This window comes from Nocardia sp. MDA0666, from assembly GCF_003023875.1.
GTDB lineage: Bacteria > Actinomycetota > Actinomycetes > Mycobacteriales > Mycobacteriaceae > Nocardia > Nocardia aobensis.
On record NZ_PYHT01000001.1, the window covers coordinates 414344 to 437534 of the forward strand.

At 68.1% G+C, this 23191-nt stretch carries 20 protein-coding genes; 8 read left to right on the forward strand and 12 right to left on the reverse strand.

Features of this window, described 5'->3' with window-relative positions; translation table 11 throughout:
- Positions 1–12: 12 nt before the first annotated feature.
- Positions 13–1794 carry an aspartate--tRNA ligase gene (gene aspS, locus C8258_RS01995; protein WP_106954003.1) on the reverse strand — a complete coding sequence of 594 codons (1782 nt, stop codon included), beginning with the start codon at positions 1792–1794 and terminating at the stop codon, positions 13–15.
- Between the two features lie 225 nt (positions 1795–2019).
- On the opposite strand from aspS, the gene C8258_RS02000 reads away from it, so the two are divergent.
- The 3 genes from C8258_RS02000 to C8258_RS02005 all read left to right on the forward strand — a co-directional run bounded on the left by C8258_RS02000 (position 2020) and on the right by C8258_RS02005 (position 4291).
- Positions 2020–2934 (forward strand): neutral zinc metallopeptidase, encoded by a 915-nt coding sequence (locus C8258_RS02000; RefSeq protein WP_106953588.1) that lies wholly within the window; start codon positions 2020–2022, stop codon positions 2932–2934.
- Between the two features lie 135 nt (positions 2935–3069).
- On the forward strand, positions 3070–3423 hold the full coding sequence (locus C8258_RS32155) for a hypothetical protein (protein WP_146161132.1): 354 nt from the start codon (positions 3070–3072) through the stop codon (positions 3421–3423).
- Between the two features lie 322 nt (positions 3424–3745).
- Entirely contained in the window at positions 3746–4291 is a 546-nt protein-coding gene (locus C8258_RS02005) for a hypothetical protein (protein ID WP_106953589.1), read from the forward strand.
- Between the two features lie 90 nt (positions 4292–4381).
- Here the strand turns inward: C8258_RS02005 and C8258_RS02010 are convergent, their stop codons facing one another.
- From C8258_RS02010 to C8258_RS02025, 4 genes are all read right to left on the reverse strand, one after another.
- The gene (locus C8258_RS02010) at positions 4382–5461 is read right to left on the reverse strand and encodes a 2-oxoacid:ferredoxin oxidoreductase subunit beta (protein ID WP_106953590.1); all 1080 of its coding nucleotides are present in this window, start codon (positions 5459–5461) and stop codon (positions 4382–4384) included.
- Positions 5458–7410, reverse strand: a complete 1953-nt coding sequence (locus C8258_RS02015; protein ID WP_106953591.1) for a 2-oxoacid:acceptor oxidoreductase subunit alpha — start codon at positions 7408–7410, stop codon at positions 5458–5460. The genes C8258_RS02010 and C8258_RS02015 overlap by 4 nt, the downstream gene beginning before the upstream one ends.
- A gap of 171 nt (positions 7411–7581) precedes the next feature.
- Positions 7582–8622 carry an Rv2578c family radical SAM protein gene (locus tag C8258_RS02020; protein WP_106953592.1) on the reverse strand — a complete coding sequence of 347 codons (1041 nt, stop codon included), beginning with the start codon at positions 8620–8622 and terminating at the stop codon, positions 7582–7584.
- 90 nt (positions 8623–8712) lie between these two features.
- Positions 8713–9705, reverse strand: a complete 993-nt coding sequence (locus C8258_RS02025) for an NAD-dependent epimerase/dehydratase family protein (protein ID WP_106953593.1) — start codon at positions 9703–9705, stop codon at positions 8713–8715.
- A gap of 176 nt (positions 9706–9881) precedes the next feature.
- Between C8258_RS02025 and C8258_RS02030 the strand changes: the two genes are divergently transcribed.
- The 3 genes from C8258_RS02030 (at position 9882) to C8258_RS02040 (ending at position 12955) form a co-directional block, all read left to right on the forward strand.
- On the forward strand, positions 9882–10205 hold the full coding sequence (locus C8258_RS02030; RefSeq protein WP_106953594.1) for a type VII secretion target: 324 nt from the start codon (positions 9882–9884) through the stop codon (positions 10203–10205).
- A 3-nt stretch (positions 10206–10208) separates the two neighbouring features.
- Positions 10209–11876: a hypothetical protein gene (locus tag C8258_RS02035; protein ID WP_106953595.1), complete on the forward strand. Its 1668-nt coding sequence runs from the start codon at positions 10209–10211 to the stop codon at positions 11874–11876.
- Positions 11877–12085: 209 nt separating this feature from the next.
- The gene (locus tag C8258_RS02040; protein ID WP_106953596.1) at positions 12086–12955 is read left to right on the forward strand and encodes a TIGR03619 family F420-dependent LLM class oxidoreductase; all 870 of its coding nucleotides are present in this window, start codon (positions 12086–12088) and stop codon (positions 12953–12955) included.
- Between the two features lie 25 nt (positions 12956–12980).
- Here the strand turns inward: C8258_RS02040 and C8258_RS02045 are convergent, their stop codons facing one another.
- The 3 genes from C8258_RS02045 to hisS all read right to left on the reverse strand — a co-directional run bounded on the left by C8258_RS02045 (position 12981) and on the right by hisS (position 16717).
- Positions 12981–13988 (reverse strand): malate dehydrogenase, encoded by a 1008-nt coding sequence (locus tag C8258_RS02045; protein ID WP_106953597.1) that lies wholly within the window; start codon positions 13986–13988, stop codon positions 12981–12983.
- A 703-nt stretch (positions 13989–14691) separates the two neighbouring features.
- A complete protein-coding gene (locus C8258_RS02055) occupies positions 14692–15348 on the reverse strand; it encodes a hypothetical protein (protein WP_106953598.1) in 657 nt (218 codons plus the stop codon).
- Between the two features lie 91 nt (positions 15349–15439).
- Positions 15440–16717 carry a histidine--tRNA ligase gene (gene hisS / locus C8258_RS02060; protein ID WP_106953599.1) on the reverse strand — a complete coding sequence of 426 codons (1278 nt, stop codon included), beginning with the start codon at positions 16715–16717 and terminating at the stop codon, positions 15440–15442.
- 165 nt (positions 16718–16882) lie between these two features.
- Between hisS and C8258_RS02065 the strand changes: the two genes are divergently transcribed.
- On the forward strand, positions 16883–17749 hold the full coding sequence (locus C8258_RS02065; protein WP_106953600.1) for a peptidylprolyl isomerase: 867 nt from the start codon (positions 16883–16885) through the stop codon (positions 17747–17749).
- A 199-nt stretch (positions 17750–17948) separates the two neighbouring features.
- Positions 17949–18518, forward strand: coding sequence for a hypothetical protein (locus tag C8258_RS02070; protein WP_106953601.1), 570 nt, complete (start codon positions 17949–17951; stop codon positions 18516–18518).
- Positions 18519–18606: 88 nt separating this feature from the next.
- On the opposite strand, the gene C8258_RS02075 is transcribed toward C8258_RS02070, so the two are convergent.
- The 4 genes from C8258_RS02075 to C8258_RS02090 are packed head-to-tail and all read right to left on the reverse strand — an operon-like array spanning position 18607 to position 23182.
- On the reverse strand, positions 18607–18993 hold the full coding sequence (locus C8258_RS02075) for a DUF4913 domain-containing protein (RefSeq protein ID WP_233224818.1): 387 nt from the start codon (positions 18991–18993) through the stop codon (positions 18607–18609).
- Positions 18990–20825: a type IV secretory system conjugative DNA transfer family protein gene (locus C8258_RS02080; protein WP_106953602.1), complete on the reverse strand. Its 1836-nt coding sequence runs from the start codon at positions 20823–20825 to the stop codon at positions 18990–18992. The genes C8258_RS02075 and C8258_RS02080 overlap by 4 nt, the downstream gene beginning before the upstream one ends.
- Positions 20826–20861: 36 nt before the next feature.
- Positions 20862–21482, reverse strand: coding sequence for a hypothetical protein (locus tag C8258_RS02085; RefSeq protein ID WP_233224819.1), 621 nt, complete (start codon positions 21480–21482; stop codon positions 20862–20864).
- Positions 21479–23182 carry a M23 family metallopeptidase gene (locus tag C8258_RS02090; RefSeq protein ID WP_106953603.1) on the reverse strand — a complete coding sequence of 568 codons (1704 nt, stop codon included), beginning with the start codon at positions 23180–23182 and terminating at the stop codon, positions 21479–21481. The genes C8258_RS02085 and C8258_RS02090 overlap by 4 nt, the downstream gene beginning before the upstream one ends.
- Between the last annotated feature and the right edge of the window lie 9 nt (positions 23183–23191).

Genomic DNA, 23191 nt, shown 5'->3' on the forward strand with positions numbered 1-23191 from the left:
TCCGGTTCCGGATCAGGCCTTCGGCTTGCCGTGCTCGTCGAGCACCACGTCGAGGCCGGCTTCCTTGCGCTGCTGCGCGGTGATGGGCGCCGGCGCCTCGGTCAGCGGGTCCACGCCGCCACCGGACTTCGGGAACGCGATGACCTCGCGAATCGAATCCACACCGGCAAGCAGCGCGGTGATGCGATCCCAGCCGAAGGCGATTCCGCCGTGCGGCGGCGCGCCGAAGGCGAAGGCGTCCAACAGGAATCCGAACTTCTCCTGCGCCTCGTCGTGGCTGATGCCCATGACCTTGAACACCCGCTCCTGCACGTCGCGGCGATGGATGCGGATACTGCCGCCGCCGATCTCGTTGCCGTTGCAGACGATGTCGTAGGCGTAGGCCAGCGCCGCGCCCGGGTCGGTGTCGAAGGTGTCGATGGATTCCGGCTTCGGCGAGGTGAACGCGTGGTGCACCGCGGTCCAGGCCGAATGTCCGAGTGCCACATCGCCGCTCGCGGTGGCGTCGGCGGTGGGCTCGAACATCGGGGCGTCCACGATCCACACGAACGCCCAGGCGTCCTCGTCGATCAGGCCGCACTTGCGCGCGATCTCGCCACGCGCCGCGCCCAGCAGCGCCCGGCTCGACTTCGCCTCTCCGGCGCCGAAGAAGATGCAGTCGCCCGGCGCCGCGCCGACGTGTTTGGCCAGGCCCTCGCGTTCGGCGTCGGAGAGGTTCTTGGCGACCGGGCCGCCGAGGGTGCCGTCCTCACCGACCAGGATGTAGGCCAGGCCCTTCGCCCCGCGCTGCTTGGCCCATTCCTGCCAGGCGTCGAGCTGGCGCCGCGCCTGGCTCGCTCCGCCCGGCATCACGACCGCGCCGACATACGGCGCCTGGAAGACCCGGAAGGAGGTGTCCTTGAAGTACTCGGCGCATTCGGTGATCTCGATGCCGAAGCGCAGATCCGGCTTGTCGCTGCCGTAGCGGCGCATCGCCTCCGCGTAGGTCATGTGCGGAATCGGCGTGGGGATCTCGTGGCCGACCAGCTTCCACAGCGCGACCAGGATGTCCTCGGCCAGCAGGATCACATCCTCCTGCGTCACGAAGCTCATCTCCAGGTCGAGCTGGGTGAATTCGGGCTGGCGGTCGGCGCGGAAATCCTCGTCGCGGTAGCAGCGTGCGATCTGGTAGTACCGCTCCACCCCCGAGACCATCAGCAACTGCTTGAACAGCTGCGGGCTCTGCGGCAGGGCGTAGAACTTGCCGGGCTGCAGCCGGGCGGGCACCAGGAAGTCACGCGCGCCCTCCGGGGTGGACCGCGTCATCGTCGGGGTCTCGACCTCGACGAACGCGTGCTGAGCCAGCACCTCGCGGGCCGCGGCGTTGACCTTCGACCGCAGCCGGATGGCGTGTGCGGGGCCCTCGCGGCGCAGATCGAGGTAGCGATACTTCAGGCGCGCCTCTTCGCCGGGCTGCTCGTCGAGCTGGAACGGCAGCGGCGCGGCCTCGTTGAGCACCACGAGTTCGGTGACATTGACCTCGATCGCACCCGTGGGCAGGTTCGGGTTCTCGCTGCCGTCCGGACGTCCCTCGACCACACCGGTGACCTGCACGCAGTACTCCGCACGCAGCTTGTGGGCCTGTTCGGCCGGCACACCCTCGCGGAAGACCACCTGCGCGACCCCCGACGCATCGCGCAGATCGATGAAGATCACGCCACCGTGGTCTCGCCGCCGGGCCACCCAGCCGGTGAGGGTGACGGTCAGACCGGCGTGCTCGCTTCGCAGCGAACCAGCCAAGTGGGTGCGCAGCACGGGAATCCTTTCGACGACACGGTGCACCGGGCACGGGATGACCTGGTGCGCCCCCATGGTAGTGAGGCGCGTCGTCCGGACGGAAACCGATATCCGACTCCCGGTGTCACTCGGTGGACACGACGCCACTCGTCTCCCGAGCCGCGCACGCTCATGCCAAGCTGTAGAGGTTGTTTCGGCTGACCGAGCGCCGAGCAGCCCACTCGATCCACAGGAGCAGCAACGATGACCTTCAACGAAGGTATGGAACTCGACACGAGCGGGGTTTCATCAGGCGGAATGGGTCCCAAGATGGTCATCGGCGGCGGAGGAGGACTCATCCTGCTGGTCCTCGCATTGGTATTCGGCGGCAGCGGGGAGGCCGGCAAAATATTCAACAGCCTCACTGACGGCAATAACCGGGCTGGAGGCACCATCGACTTTTCGATGTGCAAGACCGGCGCTGACGCCAACAATCCCAGACTCCCTCAGTGTCGGGTGATTGCCACCAAGCAGAGCCTCGACACTGTGTGGACCGCGCAACTCCCGAAGCAAACCGGCAAATCCTACCGGAAGCCACAAGTCAAACTGTTCACCGGCTCGATCTCTACTGGGTGCGGCAACGCTACAAGCGCCGTCGGACCGTTCTATTGTCCTGCCGACCGGACAGCATACTTCGACACCGGCTTCTTTCAAGAGTTGGTGGACAAGTTCGGCGCGAGTGGTGGGCCGCTTGCACAGGAGTATGTCGTGGCGCACGAGTTCGGTCACCACATTCAAAATCTCCTCGGCGATTCCGGACGAGCTCAGCATGATCCGAAGGGACCGCAATCAGGTTCCGTTCGACTCGAACTGCAGGCAGACTGCTACGCGGGAATGTGGGCCTACTATGCCGATAAGCAACCCGACCCCTCCGGCGGAGCACCCTTCGTCGAGACACTGAGCGATAACGATATTCGTGATGCGCTGTCGGCCGCGCAAGCAGTAGGAGACGACCGGATCCAGAAAGCCGCGACGGGACGCGTCAATCCCGAAGGTTGGACACACGGCTCTTCCGCCGAACGCCAGAAGTGGTTTCTCTCCGGATATCGCACCGGCCAGATTCGGGCCTGTGACACCTTCTCCGCTTCGGATCTCGACAACCCACCGACGCTTCGGTGAACTATCGAGCCAGCGACGAAACCCGTTGGTCTCCAACATATTCAATACAGTTCAGCTCGCGACAGGGCTTGCGACACTGGGCGCGGAGACCTAAGCTGTTACACTGTCGCATTCACATCGACTACAGGGGGACTCGTGACATTCAATGACGGCCATGACATCGACCCGTGCCGCGTCAGCGTAAACGGGCACTATCCGGATGGCTGCCCGCAGGATCCGCCGTACGGCGACCCCAATCCCCCCGGCCATGATAGTGGCAATTCTCTCATGTCGATGGCTCACGATTCATTTCATCCGTTCGGCATGAGCATCTCGCCATTGGCGACAACAGCCTCGGCCGCCCTGCTCGCCAGCACAATCGTCCTGTCATCTTACCGTCGAACTTTGGGTCAACTACTGGCATCACGGGCCATGGCGCCATTCGCGACAAAGAGCGTATACGACAAGAAAGAACGTCAACGACCGCCGAATTCCGATCATTCGGGCTAGCGGAATTACATCAGGTGGACGCCCGTCAAACCCATCCGGTTGACGAGCGTCCACCTGCATATTCCCATAGTGTTTCCGAGGCTCGATACATGTGGGCGCCGTACCAGCTAGGTCTCGGAATGTGCCACGTTCTCGGCATCGGAGCTGAACAACCCGCCGACGCTGCGCTGAGCGCGGGCCCACGCACCGGCGAAGAATCTTGTTTGTGAGACAGTGCGTCCGGAGGTCGGCGTCCGCGCGGCGTAGGGCAGGTCGGCCGGATGTCGGTAGCGGTGCGGTTGACAATGGTCGGCGAGACCGAGACGGATGGAGGGCAGCAGTGATGGGTACGCGCGAATTCCGTGGCGTCAGACGGGGTTTGCCGGGTGTGCGGGCGGTGGTGGCGGTCTGCGCCGCGGCACTGACGGTTGCCGGCGGCGCGATGACGGCCGTGGCCGACGAACCCACGGCCGGACTGTCGGTGGCGCTGACCACGATTCCGGGCGGGGAGCACGCCGGGGTGACGCCGGCGCCGACGCTGCTCGTCTATTCGGACGGGCATGCGGTGAACAGCCCCGATGCCGCCGATCCGGACCGTCCCGCCGACAAGGCGCCGCAGCAGCGCAACGGACACGTCTCCCTCGACGCGGTCCATGCCGCCGCCGAGGAGGCGAAAAAACTGGCCGCCGCGGATCTGGGCATGCCCAAGGACGGCAGCGGCGGGTCCACCCTGCTCGATTTCCTGGGCGCCACACCCGACCAGGACGTGCACCTGGTGGTGTACTCCCCCGGCGGCACCGACGGACTCACCGACGCCCAGAAAGCGGACCGCACCCGCTTCGCGGACCTGTGCAAGAAGTTGGTCGACGCGTTCGTCGCCGACCGCTGATTCCGACCCCTACGGTTCCGATCGCGTCCTCGCGATCGGGGCGCCGAAAAGCTCAGGGGCGCAATCGTTGCGGGCCGCCGGCCCCTTCGATCAGCCGACGGTCCAGGTCTCGCGGCCGGTGAGCAGGTCTTGCAGCGACTGCGGTCCGACCGGTGCGCGTTCGACCGCCACCGCGGTCTGCGCCCGGACCCCGTCGTCGTAGGTGGGACGGGTGACGTCGCGGAAGATGCCGATCGGGACGTGAGTCAGATCCTGAGAGGTCAACCGCGAGAGCGCATAGGCGTATTCGGACCGTTCGCACTGCGCGTCGTGCACCACGATCTCACTCTCGGCGACCTCCGACGCAGCGACCACCTCGAGCCCGAAACCGTTGCGCACCACGGCGAATTCGCCGTCCGCGCCGAAGCGGATCGGTGCCCCGTGCCGCAAGCGGATCAGGTGGGATTCGGCGTTGTCGCGGCGCAGCGCGTCGAAGGAGCCGTCGTTGAAGATCGGGCAATCCTGCAGGATCTCCACGAACGAGGTGCCGCGGTGCTCGGCCGCGGCGCGCAGCACCTCGGTGAGGCCGGCGCGGTCGGAGTCGAGGGCGCGCGCGGCGAAACTCGCCTCGGCTCCCAGCGCCACCGACAACGTGTTGAACGGGTGGTCGATCGAGCCGAGCGGCGTCGACTTGGTCACCTTCCCCGGCTCGGAGGTCGGTGAGTACTGGCCCTTGGTCAGGCCGTAGATCCGGTTGTTGAACAGCAGGATCGTCATGTTCACGTTGCGGCGCAGCGCGTGGATCAGGTGATTGCCGCCGATCGAGAGGGCGTCACCGTCGCCGGTGACGACCCAGACCGACAGATCCGGCCTGGTCACCGCGAGTCCGGTGGCAATCGCAGGGGCACGGCCGTGAATGGAGTGGATGCCGTAGGCGTCCAGGTAGTACGGGAACCGGCTGGAACATCCGATGCCGGAGACGAACATCAGGTTTTCCCGCCGCAGGCCCAGCTCGGCGAGGAAACCGCGCACGGTCGCGAGAATGACGTAGTCACCACATCCGGGGCACCAGCGCACCTCCTGATCGGAGGTGAAGTCCTTGACCTTCTGCGGCCCGTCCGCGCCGGGTACTCCGGAGACGCCGGACAGGCCGAGATCGGCGCCGATGAGCGAGGTGTCGATGATGGTCATCGGTATCCCCCTGTCGTGCGATAGGTCGCCCGGGCCCGGGCATCGAAGGCCTTGTTCTGTTCCAGCTCGCCGATCGATCCGTCCAGTGCCGCGTCGATCACGCCGACCAGCTCCTGTGCGGAGAAGGCGGTCCCGGCCACCTTCGTCCACGGCTGCACGTCGACCAGATATTTGCCGCGCAGCAGTAACGCCAGCTGGCCGCCGTTCATCTCCGGCGCGACCACCCGGCGATAGCGGCGCAACACCTCGCCGGTGTTCGCGGGCAGCGGGTTGAGGTTGCGCAGATGCGCTTGCGCGACCGGTACGCCGCGGCGGCGCGCCCGCCGGCACGCCTCGCCGATCGGGCCGTAGGAACTGCCCCAGCCGATCAGCAGCAGCTCGGCGGTGCCGTCGGGGTCGTCGACCTCGAGGTCTGGCACCGCGATGCCGTCGATCTTCGCCTGACGCAGGCGGACCATCAGTTCGTGATTGGCCGGATCGTAGGAGATGTTGCCGCTGCCGTCGGCCTTCTCCAGGCCGCCGATCCGGTGAGCGCGGCCGCCGGTTCCTGGCCTGGCCAGTGGCCTGGCCAGGGTTTCCGGGTCGCGCGCGTAGGGCTGGAACGGGTGCCCGTCCGCGGCGTCCTCTTCTGCCGGTGGTTCGAATGCCGGGTCGATCGGCTCGAGGTCGCTGACCCGTGGAATCGACCACGGCTCGGAGCCGTTGGCGATGGCACCGTCGGACAGCAGCAGTACCGGGGTGCGGTAGGTGAGCGCGATGCGCGCCGCCTCCACCGCGGCCGCGAAACAGTCCGCCGGCGAGCGCGGCGCCACCACGGCGACGGGCGATTCGCCGTTGCGCCCGTACAGCGCCTGGAGCAGATCGGCCTGTTCGGTCTTGGTGGGCAGGCCGGTGGAGGGGCCGCCGCGCTGGACGTCGATGATCACCAACGGCAGTTCCGTCATCACCGCCAAGCCGATGGTCTCGCTTTTCAGCGCCAGCCCGGGACCCGAGGTACTGGTCACGCCGAGCGCGCCACCGATCGAAGCACCCAGTGCCGCACCGATTCCCGCGATCTCGTCCTCGGCCTGGAAGGTGGTGACGCCGAAGTTCTTGTGCTTGCTCAGTTCGTGCAGGATGTCGGAGGCCGGCGTGATCGGATAGGTGCCGAGGAACACCGGCAGCCCGGACAGTTGCCCGGCCGCGATCACGCCGTAGGCGAGGGCGGTATTGCCGGTGATCTGCCGGTAGGTGCCCGGCGGCAGCGCGGCGGGCGCGACTTCGTAGGTGGTGGCGAAGGTTTCGGTCGTTTCGCCGTAGTTCCAGCCGGCCCGGAACGCCAGCACGTTCGCCTCGCCGATTTCCGGTGTGGCGGCGAACTTCTCGCGCATGAAGGCCTCGGTACCGCCGAGCGGGCGGCCGTACATCCACGACAGCAGCCCCAGGGCGAACATGTTCTTCGCGCGCTGGCCGTCCTTCTTGCCGACCCCGGCCGGTTCGGTGGCGGTCAGTGTCAGCGACGTCATCGGCACCCGATGCACCACGAAGTCACCGAGACTGTCGTCGGTCAGCGGATCTCGTTCGTAGCCGACCTTCGCGAGGGTGCGTTTGGTGAATTCGTCGGTATTGACGATGACCGTCGCGCCTCGTGCGAGATCGTCGATGTTCGCCTTGAGCGCGGCCGGATTCATGGCCACCAGCACGTCGGGCTGATCGCCGGCGGTGAGGATGTCGTAGTCGGCGATCTGGATCTGGAACGACGACACCCCGGGGAGTGTGCCCTGGGGTGCGCGGATCTCGGCCGGAAAATTCGGCTGGGTGGCGAGGTCGTTGCCGAAGGCGGCCGCCTCGTGGGTGAATCGGTCTCCGGTCAGCTGCATACCGTCGCCGGAATCACCGGCGAAGCGGATGACGACCTTCTCCAATTTTTCGCTGCCGGTGGGGCCGTCAACGCCCTGATTCGACACCATGCGCCTGCATCACTTCCTCGTAGGGATGAGGTACCACACGCCAAGTTACTCCGCGGCTCGCCGGAGAATTCGTGGAACGAACAACCCGGCGAGCATGCGGTACAACGAATTTCGGCCGCGAGCGACCGGGCCCCCAGGGGCCGGTGGGTCCGCCGGTATCCGGCGGAGCGATCAACCGAACAACGCCAACTGCGGGTCGGACCGTATTGCCTGCACGTCACCGTCCGGTTCGGAGGGGCCCGCGGCCCGGCCCGCCGGTAGGTCCCGGTGCCGATCGAGCCGATACCGGGCCAGCAGCGGATCCACTCGCTGCCGTAACCACGCAGAGTACTCCGGTGTGACGTACGCCCCACGACCGTACAACTGCCGGTATCGCCGCAGCAGCGCCGGGTGATGTTCGGCCAGCCATTCCAGGAACCAGCCCCGGGTACTTCCGCGCAGATGCATGGGCAGCACGGTGGCCCGCGCCGCGCCGGACGCCGCGATCGCGCCGAACAATCGGTCCAGATGGTCGACGTCGTCGGTGAGATACGGGATGACGGGAGCCACCATCACATTCACGTCGAATCCGGCCTCGGCCAGCGACCGCACCAGTTCCAGCCGCGCCCGGGGGCCGGGCGTACCCGGCTCGACCGCGCGATGCAGGTCCTCGTCGACCGTCGCGATCGACACCGCCAGGCTCACCGGGACCACCCGGGCCGATTCCACCAGCAGCGGCAGGTCCCGCCGCAGCAGCGTGCCCTTGGTGAGGATGGAGAACGGTGTCTCCGCGTCGGTGAGGGCGGCGATTATCCCCGGCATCAGGCGGTAACGCCCCTCGGCCCGCTGATAGGGATCGGTGTTGGTGCCCAGCGCGACCGGGTCGCGCCGCCACGAACGGCGGCGCAATTCCTGGCGCAGCACCGCGACCACGTTCGTCTTGACCACGATCTGGGTGTCGAAATCACGCCCGGCGTCCAGGTCCAGATATTCGTGAGTGGGACGGGCGAAGCAGTACCTGCAGGCGTGTGAACAGCCGCGCATCGGATTGATCGTCCATTCGAACGGCACCGCCGAGCGCTGCGGCACCTTGTTCAGCGCACTCTTGCACAGCACTTCGTGGAAGGTGACGCCCTCGAAGTCCGGCGTCTGCACGCTGCGAACGAATCCGGCACGCTCCAGCCCTGGGAGCGCGCCGTCGTCGGCTGCCGGGTTCTGGTTCTGCCATCGCACCCGTTCAGTCGAACACCCGTTCGATTCGATGTCAAGGACCGCGCCGCGCACGCACCCCGTTCCTGCCGCGGCGCCGTCCCGGAAGAACCGTCAGGCCATACTGCTCGCGACCGTGCGCACCGACTCGCCCTTGTAGAACGCCACCAGGTCACGCACGGTTTCTTCGGTCGGCCGGGGCAGGTAGCCGAGTTCGGTCCGCGCCTTGGTCCCGTCGATCTCGGGTGCCGACAGCAGCGCTCCCATCGCCGCCCGCGAGACCCGGTCGCTGCCCAGCATCTTCCCGATCGGTTCCAGCACCGGCAGCGCCCCGGAGATCACCTTGGCCGGAATGGCGAAGCGCGGGCCCCGCTTCCCGTTGACCTGGGCGGCGAGCTGGGTGACCTCGAGCATCGTCACCATCGCCCCGGAAAGCAGATAGTTCTCGCCGGTGCGCCCGCGCTCGCCGGCGAGAATCAGGCCGGTGGCGACATCACGCACGTCGACCAGATCGAATCCGCCGCCGATCATCACCGGCACCCGCCCGCGCGCGGCATCCCACAGCGTCGTGTTGATCCGGGAGTCGGAGTGGTCGACCGGGCCGTAGACGCCGGTCGGATTGCAGATCACGGCGTCCAGCCCGCGGTCGACGACCGCACGCAATTCGACCTCGCCCTGGAATTTGGAGCGGTCGTACACGGGCAACGCCGGATCGACGGAGCGCGGCGCGTTCTCGTCGATGCGGCCGCCGCAGCTGTACTGGTTGAAGGCGTGGATCGAACTGGCGTGCACCATGCGCCGGGCGCCGACCGCCAGCGCGGCTTCGGCCACCACGCGCACACCTTCGGTGTTCACCCGCCAGGCCAGGTCGTTGCGATGCGCGAGGGTGATCACGGCGACCAGGTGGTAGACCACCTCCGCTCCGGCCAGAGCCGAACGCATCGACGCCGGGTCCAGTACGTCGCCGCTCACCCAGGTCACACTCGGATCCGTTGCGCCGGAGGGCCGAACCCGGTCGATGGCGGTCACTTCGTGACCGCGCTCCACCAGTTGGTGAAGCAGATTCGTGCCAAGGAAGCCGGCTGCGCCGGTGACTGCGACCTTCATGCGACGAGAATATAGAACCCGTTCTAATTTGCAACAAGTTCTAGTTTTTCGGACTCGAATCGCGTCGGCCGGGTCGGTTATATTGAGCCCAGCCCAGCCTCCGGTCGACGCCCGGTCGCCGAGGCTTGTTCGACGTTGACGACTGAGTTGACCACGATGATTGGGGGGCAAGTTCGATGAGCGATCTCACCGCCGACCAGAGCGCGATCAGCGCGTTCGGGGCGACACATCAGAGCATCGGAACCGAAATCGCCGGCGCGGCCGATATGGACACCGCGACGCACATAGCTGCGATGACGCCCGTTTTCGGGCTCATCGGCGCCGACTACCTGGCGATGTTCGCCGCGGCGCAGGTCCTGCATTGCAGCGATGTCAACGACCTGTCGGCCAAATGTAATCACTTGGGGCAGTCCGCATTCGGCACCGTCGCGATCCTCGGCGACAACGACGCAGCCGCCGCCGGCGCCCTGGGCGCCATCGGCAACGCGATCGGAGGCTGATCGGTGCACACCATCGGTTCCGGTACCGACAGCGGCGTCATCGCCGCACCGGCCGCCCCCGCGGCCGGCACTTCGCCGATCGCGCCCGCCGCACCGGCCTCCATCCCGGACGCAGGGCCGGCCTCGGCCGCACAGCAGGGCCCGATCACCGATATCCCGCTACCGCAGCTGCCGCCGGATACGCCGCCCGCCTCGGCACCGGCCTTCACCACCGCGCGGAAAGAGTTCGAGGACAACGGTTCCCACGGAATCGGCGCTCCGCACCTGCCCGGCGGGGGTTCCGGCGCCCCCGATGCCGGTGACGGCCACGCCGGAGTGCTGGGCGACGCCGCGTCGCCACTGCTCGGCGCGGGCCACGACGTGTTGCATCAGGCCGCCGGTGCGCTCGGCGATGTACCCGGCGCGCAGCACGTGCTCGACGGCGCCCAGGCCGCACTGAATCAGGCGCCCGCCGCACTCGGCGGTGCCGCCGGCGCGGTCCAGCAGGCCGCCGCCCCGGTCGCCGCGGCAGTGCCGGCGAATCTGCCGCCCATGCCCGCCGATCCGGTGGCCGCGCTGATGAGCGGAATGGCGCTGCCCGCGCTGCCGGGGATCGACGTGCTGTTCAAACCGTTCCTCGACCTACTGTCGAGTTTCGGCACCGGTGTGATGGGAGCGCTCAATCCGGCCGATCTGCTCAGCCAGTCCTCGCAGGTCATCCAGAGCGCCATGCAGATCGGCATGGGTGCGATGAAGTCGGTCGAGCAGGTCTGGCAGGGCCAGTCGGCCACCAGCGCCCAGACCGCGGGCCAGCAGGTGCAGGCCCACGGCGAGGACGCCAGCCAGCGTGGCTTCGACATCTCGAAACTCACCGACGAGGCCGCGGCGGTGGTGCAGCGTGGCAACGTCCAGCTCACTCAGGTCGCCCAGTCCTTCGCGACCCAGGCCGGCGCGCTCGCTCCCGTCGCCTTCACTCCGCCGGGCCAGGCCACGCTGATCGCAGCGGCCACCGAACATCTCGGCCAGGCGGTCACGATCGTGAACGCCACCCGAGGCGAATTGGGCGGCTACACAGGCCAATTGGCGAACGTGGTCAACCAGCTCGCCGGCCAGTACGCACCGCAGGCGGCCGATGCCGCGCAGGCGGTGGCGCAGAACGTCGGCCAGCCGATCGTGGAGCAGGCCCAGAGCCTGCTGTCGGGCGGCGGCGCGGACACTCAGGCCGCCGGTCTCGGTGACCTGAGCGGCTCCGGGCTGTCGGGGACTTCGACGCATGCCAGCGCCTTCGGCGGTAACGGCGCGCACCCGGGTTCGATGAGTGGCGGTGGCGCGCTGAGCGGCCTCACCGGAGGACTCGGCGGCACCGCGTCCGGTGGCGGCGCGGCGGCCAAGCCCGGCCTCGGGTCCGCGGTGCCGGGCGGCCGCCCCGGGATCCCGGGGATGCCGTTCGGCCCCGGCATGCCCGGTATGCCCGGCCAGGGCACGCCCGGTTCGGGTTTCATGGGCGGCGGCACACCCGGTGCTGCCGGGCAGCGCAACGCCGACGACGATCGCGGCCGCACGGTGCAGAACTATCAGAGCCTCACCGGCAACACCGACCTCACCGGCCCGCTGGGAGAGACCACGCCCGAGGTCATCGGCCAGACCCATTCCGACGAGCTCATCAGCGATTACGAGAACGACCAGCTCTGATCGCCGCGGCGTGGCAGCCGCATCATCGCACCGGAATGGCCCGGACCGCATGGTCCGGGCCATTCCGCGCCCGGAGCCGGACTTAGAACAGGTTCATTCGACCGATCAGTGGCCGAACTCGGGACAACGCACTGCCTATCCCACTAGGATCGCCAGCACAACTAGAATCTGTTCTAGTTTCATATCGGCAACACCCGAGAGGACCACCGATGCGTTTCACCTACGCGGAGGCGATGACCGATCCGGCGCACTACGGACCGCTGGCACAGGCCGCGGAGGCGGCCGGATTCCACAGTATGACCATCGCCGACAGCGTCGCCTATCCCGCGGAGTCGGATTCGACCTACCCGTACACCCCGGACGGCAACCGGGAATTCCTCGACGGTAAGCCGTTCATCGAGGCGTTCATCCTCTCCGCTGCGCTGGCCGCGGTGACCACGACGCTGCGGTTCACGCCCTTCGTGGTGAAGCTGCCGATCCGCCCGCCGGTGCTGGTGGCCAAACAGGCCGCCTCTCTCGCCTACCTCAGCGGCAACCGCTTCTCGCTGGGCGTCGGCATCAGCCCGTGGCCCGAGGACTTCCAGATCATGGGCGTGCCGTTCGAGCGGCGCGGCAAGCGCATGGACGAATGCATCGAAATCGTCCGCGGCCTCTCGCGCGGCGAGTACTTCGAATACCACGGCGAGTTCTACGACATCCCGAAGATCAAGATCACCCCGGGCGCCACCGAACCGCTGCCGATCCTGGTCGGCGGGCACAGCGATGCCGCGCTGCGACGCGCCGTGCGCCTGTGCGACGGCTGGATGCACGCCGGCGGCGATCCCGAGGATCTCGACCGCATGCTCGCCCGGCTGAACGAATTGCGTTCCGAGCGTGACGCATCCACGCCGTTCGAGATCCACGCGGCCTCGCTGGACGCCTACACCACCGACGGCATCAAGCGGCTCGAGGACAAGGGCGTCACCGATGTGATCGTCGGCTTCCGCTACCCGTACGTCGCCGGCGACGACACCGAACCGCTCGCGGACAAGATCGCGCATCTGGAGAAGTACGCGGAGAAGGTCATCGCCAAGGTGTGATCGGCGGCGCGAGCGGTCGATCGGCTCAGCCGCGCTTGGCGAAGCCGAGATCGATCACCGCCTCGCGCTCGGCGGCGAGTTCGGCGACGCTGAGATCGATACGCTCACGCGAGAATTCGCCGATTTCCAGATCCGGCACGATCGAGTACTCACCACCGGCGCACGTCACCGGGAACGAGCTGATGAGCCCTTCCGGCACCCCGTAGGAGCCGTCGGAGGGCACCGCCATCGACACCCAGTCACCGGCCGCGGTGCCCAGCACCCAATCGTGGATGTGGTCGATGGCCGCACTCGCCGCACTGGCCGCCGAGGACGCTCCGCGTGCGGCGATGATCGCAGTACCGCGCTGCTGGACGGTGGGGATGAAGGTCTCGCGCACCCAGGCCGGATCGTCGATCACGCGATCGGCCGGCCGCCCGCCGATCAGCGTGTGGCTGATATCCGGATACTGCGTCGCGGAGTGATTGCCCCACACCGTCATTCGCGTGATCGACGAGCCCGGGGCGCCACTGCGCGCCGCGAGCTGGGCGATGGCCCGGTTGTGGTCGAGGCGGGTCAGCGCGGTGAAGCGCGCCGCCGGCACGTCCGGCGCATTGCTCATCGCGATGAAGGCGTTGGTATTGGCCGGATTTCCGACCACCAGCACCTTCACATCGTCGGCCGCACTGGCGTTGATGGCGGCCCCCTGATCGGTGAAGATCGGGCCGTTGGCCGCCAGCAGATCCGAACGCTCCATCCCGGCGGTGCGCGGGCGGGCGCCGACCAGGACGGCGACCGAGGCGCCGTCGAATCCCACCCACGGATCGTCGCTGATGTCGATCGAGTCGAGCAGCGGGAAAGCGCCGTCCTCGAGCTCCATCGCCACCCCTTCGACGGCGCCGACGGCCGCCGGGATCTCCAGCAACCGCAGCCGCACCGGTGTCCGCGGCCCGAGCATGGCGCCGGAGGCGATGCGGAACAGCAGCCCGTAGGCGATCTGACCGGCGGCTCCGGTGACGGTGACGGTCACGGGCGTGCGGGCGGCATTGCTCACGACAACTCCTTGTTCACGAGAACTCGACGGCCGGATTCGATCTTCACCCTAGCGACCTTCACCGGCCCGACCCCCGCACCGTGAGCAACCAGACAGCTCGAGCGGTTCCCTGGCGTCCCGCAATCGTTTTCGACGATCCGTCCGGCGGGCTCGTCCGTCCCCGCACACGCGGAAGGGGTGCCACCCCTCCGGCGGCACCCCTTCTCGCGACAGCTCAGATGCACCAGACGACACTGCCCAAGGGGAAGCAGATCGCGACGGAACCGTCGATGTCGCTCGCCGTCGGAGAGGTCCCCGAGGGGGTCGCGGCAGACGCGGCGGGGGCTACGACAGCACCGAGGGCCACTGCGATGGCGGCAACCGCGGCTGCTTTGCGGAATTTGATGGTATGCATGGCGAACCCTTCGTTTTCGAACTACTCCGATCCTGAATAAACTTGCGACTCTCAGTGTTCGCTGTGCGCCCCAGTATTTCCAGACATGAAAAGCGTCAACCAGGGATTGCGGGATACCGGTGTGGTCACAGACCTGGCCAGACGCCCAGTTTCAGGGTCAGCGAAGTAAGCCGAAAGATTGCCCACCGGGAGGAATGCTGAAACGCGCTTCCATTCATCCGTTCGCGACCCCGTTACGAAACCGTGACCGCATATCGTCCGCACCGCCCCCCGAGCGACGAATTATGTCCGATTCATCCCGAACAGCGATCAGGAGGTGGTGTCGCGGCTCAGCGTCGCGATATCGCTGTCGCTCAGCCGCACGGGCTGCACGATGTCGCGCGCCCGCACCAGTTGCACCGCCCGATACAGCGGCCGCTCCTCCAGCCCGGCGTCACGAGCCTCGGCCCGCAACTGCCCGACCAGTAATCCGGACAATGCCAGCGCGGCGGCCAGCTCCGCGGACGAGAGCGCGTCGGCGAGCGTGCGCAACCCCAGGATGTGCAGTTCGCGTCCGCTGCCGGCATCGGTGTACATCGCCAGCGGCACGGTCTGGGTCCGGCCACCGGCGGTGATCCGCAGCGCGATCCGGCTCAGCCGCCCCGGGTACACGAGCACCTCGACACCCGTCGCCGCGGCGACGTCGAGCCGTCGCCGGCCCACCAGCGTCCGAGCCTCGATCACCGTGCCCGACAACCACATTCGCCGCCGCCGGACCGCCAGCGCGTAGATCGCCGTCGGCGCGCCGAGCACCCCGCCGACCACGACACCGGCCGGCCAGCTCACGACCAGCCCCACCACCACGCCGACGACGACACCCGCGCCGATCGCGCCCAGCGCCAGCCGCCGCAGCATCGGCGCGTACAGCTCGGGGGCGATGAGGTCGAGGCCGACCGGTTGCGGCGCCGCGGAATTCGCGTCGTTCACGAGGCCGCGCTCATCCGCGTGCGCCGGGCCGGACCGGCCGCTGACCGGAAACCGATGTGCGCCACGGGATTCGAGACATCCTCGGACCGTACTACCGTTGCCCGGCCAGCGCCGCCGACACCTGCTCCACGACCTCGGCGAGCGGGATCTGACGCTGGTCGCCGGAGCCGAGGTCCTTCAAGCCCACCTGTTCGTCGGCCAGATCACGGTCGCCGAGGACCAGCGCGAACGCCGCACCGGACCGGTCGGCCGCCTTCATCGCGCCCTTCACGCCGCGTCCACCGTAGGCCAGATCGACCCGGATCCCGGCCGCGCGCAGTTCGGCCGCGAGCACGACCAGCCGGGCCGTCGCGGCCTCCCCCAGCGGCACGCCGAACACGTCGACCCGTGCCGGTTCGGCCGCGGCCTTACCCTCGGCCTGCAGCGCCAGCATGGTGCGGTCGACGCCGAGACCGAACCCGATTCCGGACAGCGGCTGGCCGCCCAGTTCCGCCATCAGCCCGTCGTAGCGGCCACCGCCGCCGATACCGGACTGCGCGCCCAGGCCGTCGTGGACGAACTCGAAGGTGGTCTTGGTGTAGTAGTCCAGGCCACGCACCATGCGCGGATTGATCACGTACGGCACGCCGAGCGCGTCCAGGTGGCCCAGTACCTGCTCGAAGTGGGCCTTCGCGGAGTCGGAGAGGTGGTCGAGCATCAGCGGCGCGTCGGCGGTCAGGGCGCGGACCTCCTTGCGCTTGTCGTCGAGCACCCGCAGCGGGTTGATCTCGGCGCGCCGGCGGGTGTCCTCGTCCAGCGGCAGCGCGAACAGGAATTCCTGCAGCAGTTCCCGATACTGCGGCCGGCAGGTCTCGTCGCCGAGCGAGGTGATCTCGAGCCGGAAGCCCTCGAGTCCCAGCGACCGGAAGCCCGCGTCGGCCACGGCGATCACCTCGGCGTCCAGCGCCGGATCGTCGACGCCGATCGCCTCCACGCCCACCTGCTGCAACTGCCGGTAGCGACCGGCCTGGGGCCGCTCGTAGCGGAAGAACGGGCCGGAATAGCACAGTTTGACCGGCAGCTGGCCGCGGTCGAGTCCGTGTTCGATCACCGCCCGCATGACACCCGCGGTGCCTTCCGGCCGCAGGGTCACACTGCGTTCGCCGCGGTCGGCGAAGGTGTACATCTCCTTGGTGACCACATCGGTCGATTCGCCCACCCCACGCGCGAACAGCGCGGTGTCCTCGAAGACCGGCAACTCCACATGCCCGTATCCGGCCAGTCGCGCGGCGCGCACGAGGCCGTCCCGTACGGCGACGAACTCCGCCGAGGCGGGCGGCACATAATCCGGAATCCCTTTCGGGGCGGTGAAGCTGCTGGTCTTGGTCACAATGGTCCAGTTTCCCCCACCCGGACACGGCAAGTCCAACCGGTTCGCCCTCCACCGAGCCGAGCTGGGCAATTGTACGGAACGATCGGGGGAAGTTAGGGGTCGTCTCAGGAAGTGATGGCACACTCTTATGCCGATACGCAACCGACACGGGAGGACCGGGCAGTGCCGACCAACGAACAGCGACGAGCGGCGGCCAAGCGCAAGCTGGAACGCCGACTGGAGCGACAGGCGCAGCGTGCGCGCAAGCGTAAGCAGCTGGCGATCGCCGGATCGGCGCTCGGTGTGGTCGTGGTCGTCGCGGCCGGCGTCGGGATCTACTACCTGACCCGCGGCGACGACACCCCCAACGCCGCGGCGAAAACCCCCGACGCCTCGCTCTCGTCCACCCCGCAGGCCGCGGCGCCGCCGGAGGCCAAGCCGAAGACCGCGACGGTGAGCTGCTCCTACGCCGATGGGGGGCAGGCCGCCAAACCGGTGCACAAGCCCGAGCAGACCGAGGTCTCGACCACCGGCTCCCCGAAGGTCGCCGTCGACACCAACCGCGGGCCGATCGGCATTTCGCTCAACGCGGGTGAATCCCCCTGCACGGTCAACAGTTTCGTGAGCCTGGTGCAGCAGAAGTTCTACGACGGCACCCCCTGCCATCGCCTGACCACCGGCGAGGGGCTGAAGGTGCTGCAGTGCGGCGATCCCAGCGGTCAGGGCAACGGCGGGCCGGGCTACGCCTTCCCCAACGAATACCCGACCGACCAATTCGCCCCCGGCGACCCCAACGCGCAGCGCGTTCCGGTGCAATACAAGCGCGGCGTGGTGGCGATGGCCAACAGCGGCCCCGACACCAACGGCAGCCAGTTCTTCCTCGTCTACGGCGATTCCCAGCTGCCGCCGCAGTACACCATCTTCGGCACCGTCGACGAGGCCGGGCTGAAGACGCTCGACGCCATCGCCAAGGACGGTGTCGAGGATCCCTCGACCGGCGACGGCGCGCCGAAGCAGCCGGTCACCGTGAAGACGATGCAACTGAGCTGAACCCCCGGCGCGGCCCCGGATCCGCCTGCGATGGACCGGATCCGGGGTTAGGCTGCCCTGCTCCGCGCTGGTAATCTCGTAGAACGGACTGCGCTGAAGGTGGGGCGCCGCCGCAGCGAATCGACCGTTCGTGTGGCGGAGTCCGATACGAAGCATCAGAATCGTCCACAGAGACAACTGCAGCATCGGGGAGCAGGCAATGGCCGAGGAACTCGACGACATCGGCCGCGAGACAGCGGCTTTGATGAGGCAAATGTTGCAGCTTGCGACACTGGTCGCACTGCGCACCCGCGAACGTGGTCAGCGAGAAGCCGAAGCGCGCGTGAAGGTCACCCAGGAGCGGGTCAAGGAGACCCGCGAGCGGTTGCTGCGCGAGGCCCGCGAAGCCAAGGCGAAGGATCCGCGCAACCTGGAACTGGCCCGAATGCTCGAGCGCCCCGCTCTGGAACGGGGTATCTCGCTGGAGAAGGGCCGTGAACGTGCGCGTGTCGCGCGCACCCATACCGAGCGCCGGCCGGCGCGCGAACGGGAACTCACCCGGTACGACTCCCCCGAGCGTCGGCAGGCGCTCGCGGCCCATCTGTCCCGGGTGGGAGTCGCGCCCGAACTGGCAGCGGTGCGCATGCTCATGGATGTCAGCCAGGCCCAGCCACCGCAAGCCGCCGTTCGCACCCGGCCCTCGGAGCCACCTCGGGTCACCCGGGCGCGCGAACACGACGAGCGGATCCGCGAACGCGAACGCGAACGCGGCCGCGATCGATCCCGCTGACCTCTCGCTCACGACTGTGCCGCCACCCCGAGAGGGGTGGCGGCACAGTCTTTTCCCGAAGCCCGGGCAGATCAGCCGGGGCGGCGAATCAGCCTTTGTTCGGATCGGCCGCGCTGGGCTCACCGAACATGCCCTGCTGGGGCGGAGTGAGCGGGAGGGGGCTGAGCATATCCTTGTGGCCGTTGCGCACACTGCAGTACTTGAACGGCCCGCGCGGATCGAACAGCTTGTTCATATGTGGGTCGGCATGTTCGAGAAACCAGACACTCATCCCGGTCTGGCCGTCCTGGCGCAGGTATTCCCATGCGCGCCACAGTGCTTCGAGCCGCATGGCCGCCTCTGCGTGCTTCCACCACTCCGGGCACCACACCGTATCGGTGAGGTCGGTGACCTGGCGCCGATAGATGAGGCTCAGGAAGTTCTCCACGAACTCGACCACATTCGAGTAGATCATTTCCTCGGGCTGGTCGTTCACAGCGGGCGAACCTCCTCGGGCTGTCCGTAAGTTGCGGGCGGCTCACCGGGCATCGAACCGCCGTCGAGTACGGTCCGCTCGCCCACGAGGTCGCTCATCGTGGTGCGACGCTGCGGATCATGCTGTTCGATCGACTTGCGCACCTCGGCAGCGTACTCCCCTTCCCACCACGGCACGGTGCGCACGAGAACCGCAGGCGCACCAGAGGAGAACACCACGGCGCGGCCGCGCGGCAGGGTTGCCAGTGCATTCGCGTTGAGGGTTCGCGAGGAGCCGAGCGAACGCGAATAACTCTTTCCGCCTTTGGATTCCGAGACCGACGACGATATCGAGTCATAGTCGCCGATCGCCTCGGAGCGGGCGGCCAGGAACCCCATGTCGTCCACGCCGGGTCCGAGGACCTTGATATTGGCGGCGGCCCACAGCGCCTCCATCCCGGGCTGTCCCCAACAGCGCACGCCCTGCGCCCAAGACTGCAGGACGGTCATCACGACGATGCCGCGAGATCCGAAGTGGCTGTACTGCTTGGGCAGATCCTTCCAGCGCACGATATTGGCCGCCTCGTCGAGCACCGCGAGCAAGGGAATGGAAAGCCGACCGAGGTGTTCATGGGTCGCCTTGCGCATCGCGACGTCGACAACCGCCTCGGTGAGAGCACTGACCAACGGGCCGGCCGAACCGCGTCCCTCCAACGAGAGGCAGTACAGGGTTCCGTTGCGGTTCAGGAAGTCCCACTCATCGAATGCGTAGCGGTCGGCGCCCGGCGTCACCCACTGATGCACATTGGACAACTTGAGACAACGGACCATCTTCTTCGCCGTGCCGAAGATGCTGTCACGGACGCGTTCGGAGGCGTTGTACTGCTGCGCGAGACCAGAGGCCACGTAATGGTGCCCGGCAGCGCGCAACAACTGGACCGACTCGGTGTCAGTCGGATCCGTCACCCAGTCCCATATCTGGGTGATCGGCCGGTTGGCCACGGCCGCAGCGAGGAACATACCCGCGAGCAGATCTTCGGCCTCCGGGTCGAAGAAGCTGTCGGGGGTACCGTCACCGCCATCGTCGGCATCGGCGAAGTGACCGGCGAGCCGGGCCGCGCGCATCTCACATCCTTCGTGTCGGGCGTCCACCCAGCCCAGCGGATCCCAATACCAGAGGGCATGCTCTTCGCCCGCCACGCCCTGCGGGTCGAAGACGTACGTACGAGACCCCTTGCTCTCACGCACATCTCGAGTCGCGTCGACCACATCGCGCTTGTTGGAGGTGACGAGTACCGGGCCGATCGCGGACAGGATCGCCGGAATCACCCGGGCGCTGGTCTTACCCTGGCGCGGACCCCAGATGTCGAGATGCAGATCCTCGTAGGAGCCGAACAGCATCACACCGTCGATCACCCCGACACCGATCGGCACGCCGGGCGAATCCTCGTAGCCGAGCCGCACGCCCAGTTGCCGGGCCTTGTCCCGGACCCCGGCCTCGGTGAGTGCCGCGATCGCGCCGCCGCTGCCCATGTACTGCGCCTTGTCGTCGACGGGCAGCTTCCCGCGGCTGCGGCGCTTCTTCATCTCCCGCCGCATGAACACGATGCCGGCGACGACCAGCACGACGAGCAGCACGATCACCGTCGAGGCGGTCGGCCACTCCAGTTGTCCGCGGGCGATCTTCGCGATGCAGGCGATCGGGTTGATCGGTACGTCCTGGGGTACCGTCGACAGCTTGTTGCCCAGATGCAGTGCGGCCCAGAGGGTGCCGACCACCGCGAAACCGATGTAGATCAGATACAGGGCGAGGTCCGGTCCCGGATCGGCCGGGTCCTTCACCTTCTTCGCCATCTCGCCTCCTGAGGTGACCGAGTATGTGGCCGTGGCTCAACGGAATCCGTCGAGCCGCCAGCCGTCGGGGGTGCGGACGACGGTGGCGATCACCGTCGTGGGGGGTAGCGTCTCGCGGGAACCGTCGGAGTGGACGGCGGTCTGCTCGATACCGATTTTGAACTGCTGGTGGTCCGAATCGCCGTTGCCCGGGGCCTGTTCGCCGGAGGCGAAGGTGAAGGCCTCCACGCGCACGCCCGAACGCCCCCATTCGGCCCAGCGCAGTGTCGGTTTCGGAGTCTCCTGGCCCGGCGGTGCGTCGAGCGTGCGAAGCAGGCTGGGGCCCAGCCACTTCCGCGCCCGGGCCAGCGACGCTCCCTGCGTCTCGGTGGCCGGATACCAGGTGAAGATCTCGCGCAGGGCGGCGACGGCGACACCGTCGGGAGTGCCGGGATCCGGTGCCGGAGCGGCCTCGAGCTGACGCGGCGTCGACGTGGCCGACGCCGGTGGTCCGGCCTGCTCGGACCCTCCCGCGCAGCCGGACAGCAGTGCGACGCTCACCACCAGCATCACCACCAGGTTCGCGTAGACGGCCCGTGCCGTAGGTCGGCGGCCCGGCGCCCGGAACGCCGGGCGCTGTCTCCAGGTTATCGGTCCCGCACCGCGTCGTGTCGTCACAACACCCTCCGTAACCGCGCGTCACCGGGGACGGGCGCCTCGCTCACGCCCGAGGGATCGGCGGCACGAATCATCCGGCCGCCGCCGGCGTAGATGCCGACCTCGGCCGGGCCGCGCAACCCGAAGCGGGAGAACACCAGATCGCCCGGCTGGGCGTTGCGCATCGGCACCTCGGCCCCCGCCTCCCACTGTTGTTCCGCGGTCTGCGGCAACGTCTTCGCGCCCGAGGAGGCCGCGAACACCGCGGCCGAGGTCAGGCCCGGACCGTCGAGTCCACCGCCGGTCGGCCCCTGCGGACCACCGCCACCCCACACGTACGGGGCGCCCATCCACTGCTGGGCCGCGGCGAGGATGTCGGCGCCCGCCGAACCGTGGCCGGGCTGGAATCGGCCCATCGATCCGGGCGCCCGGTACTGCGCCTCCATGGCGAGGATATTCGTGACGTAGGGCCGGGTTTCGGAGAAGTGCGCGGCCACCTGATTGGGCATTCCACCCGAGGCGAGGACCGCACCCTCGCCGGCGTTGTAAGCGGCCAGCGACAGCGGCACCACATCGCCGTGCACCTTGCCCTCGCCGATCCACCGCTCGACCTGATGGGCGATCGAACACATGTAACGCCCCTGGGCGATGATCGCGTCGCCGTCGTCCCACAGGCTGGCCTGCCCGTTGCCGTCGGCGTCGAGCAGGTACGGGCGCCCGTCGTCGGGATCGGAGGCCCGGGCCGTGGTGGGCAGGAACTGGGCCAGCCCCTCGGCGCCGGCGGGCGAGGTGAGCCCGCGCTGGAATCCGGATTCCTGACGGCCCTGCGCCGCCAGCACCGAGGCGGTGATCTCCGGGCACAGCGAACCCGCGCGGCGATACCAGATTTCGAGCTCCGGCGGCACCTTGCCGTCGGCGAGTGCACCGCCGGCGCTGCCGAATCCCCGGCTGCACAGCGGGTTCGCCGAATACGGGAACGCGCCACCACCGCTGGGCGTCAACGCGCCGTCGAGCCACGGCAGCGGATCGATCTGATGCCCGCCCGTCAGGCGCCCGCCGGGCACGATCTCGAAATGTAGGTGCGGACCGGTGGATTCGCCCGCCGATCCGACCGCGCCGACCTCCTGACCGGCTCGCACCCGCTGCCCGACCCGCACCTTCACCCCGCTCGCCCACTCGTGGCCGTAGACGGCGGAGAAGGGGCGGCCGTTGACGTCGACGGAGTCGATCACGATCCAGTTGCCGAAACCCGAGGCGGGACCGGCGGCGACGACGACACCGTCCGCCACCGCGAACTCCGGGGTGCCGTCCGGCGCGGCCAGATCCACGCCGAGATGGGTGCCGCCACGGGCGCCGAACGTGTCCGACACCGTGAAGGATCCACCCGGCAGCGGCCAGGTGCGCCGGATCGGCGCGATTCCCGCGGCCAGCGACGGCGCGCCCGTCACACTCGGATTTGCCTGTGCCGCAGGAACGTCCGCCACACTAGGGGTCGCCGTCGTCGAGCCGCGCGGGTCGGTAGTCGCCGTCGGTGTGGTGGAACCCGACTCCGGCGCCCGCGCCGCCCACGGCGCGCCGGAGGTGGCCGGCAGTCCCGAACCGGGCGTGGTCGGCTGATCGGCGCACAGATCCTCCGAGGAGGGCAGCACGATCACCACCACGAGAGTGATCAGAGAGACGACACCGCCGAGCACGAGGGCGGTGAGGGTTCTCGCGTTCACCGCGCACCC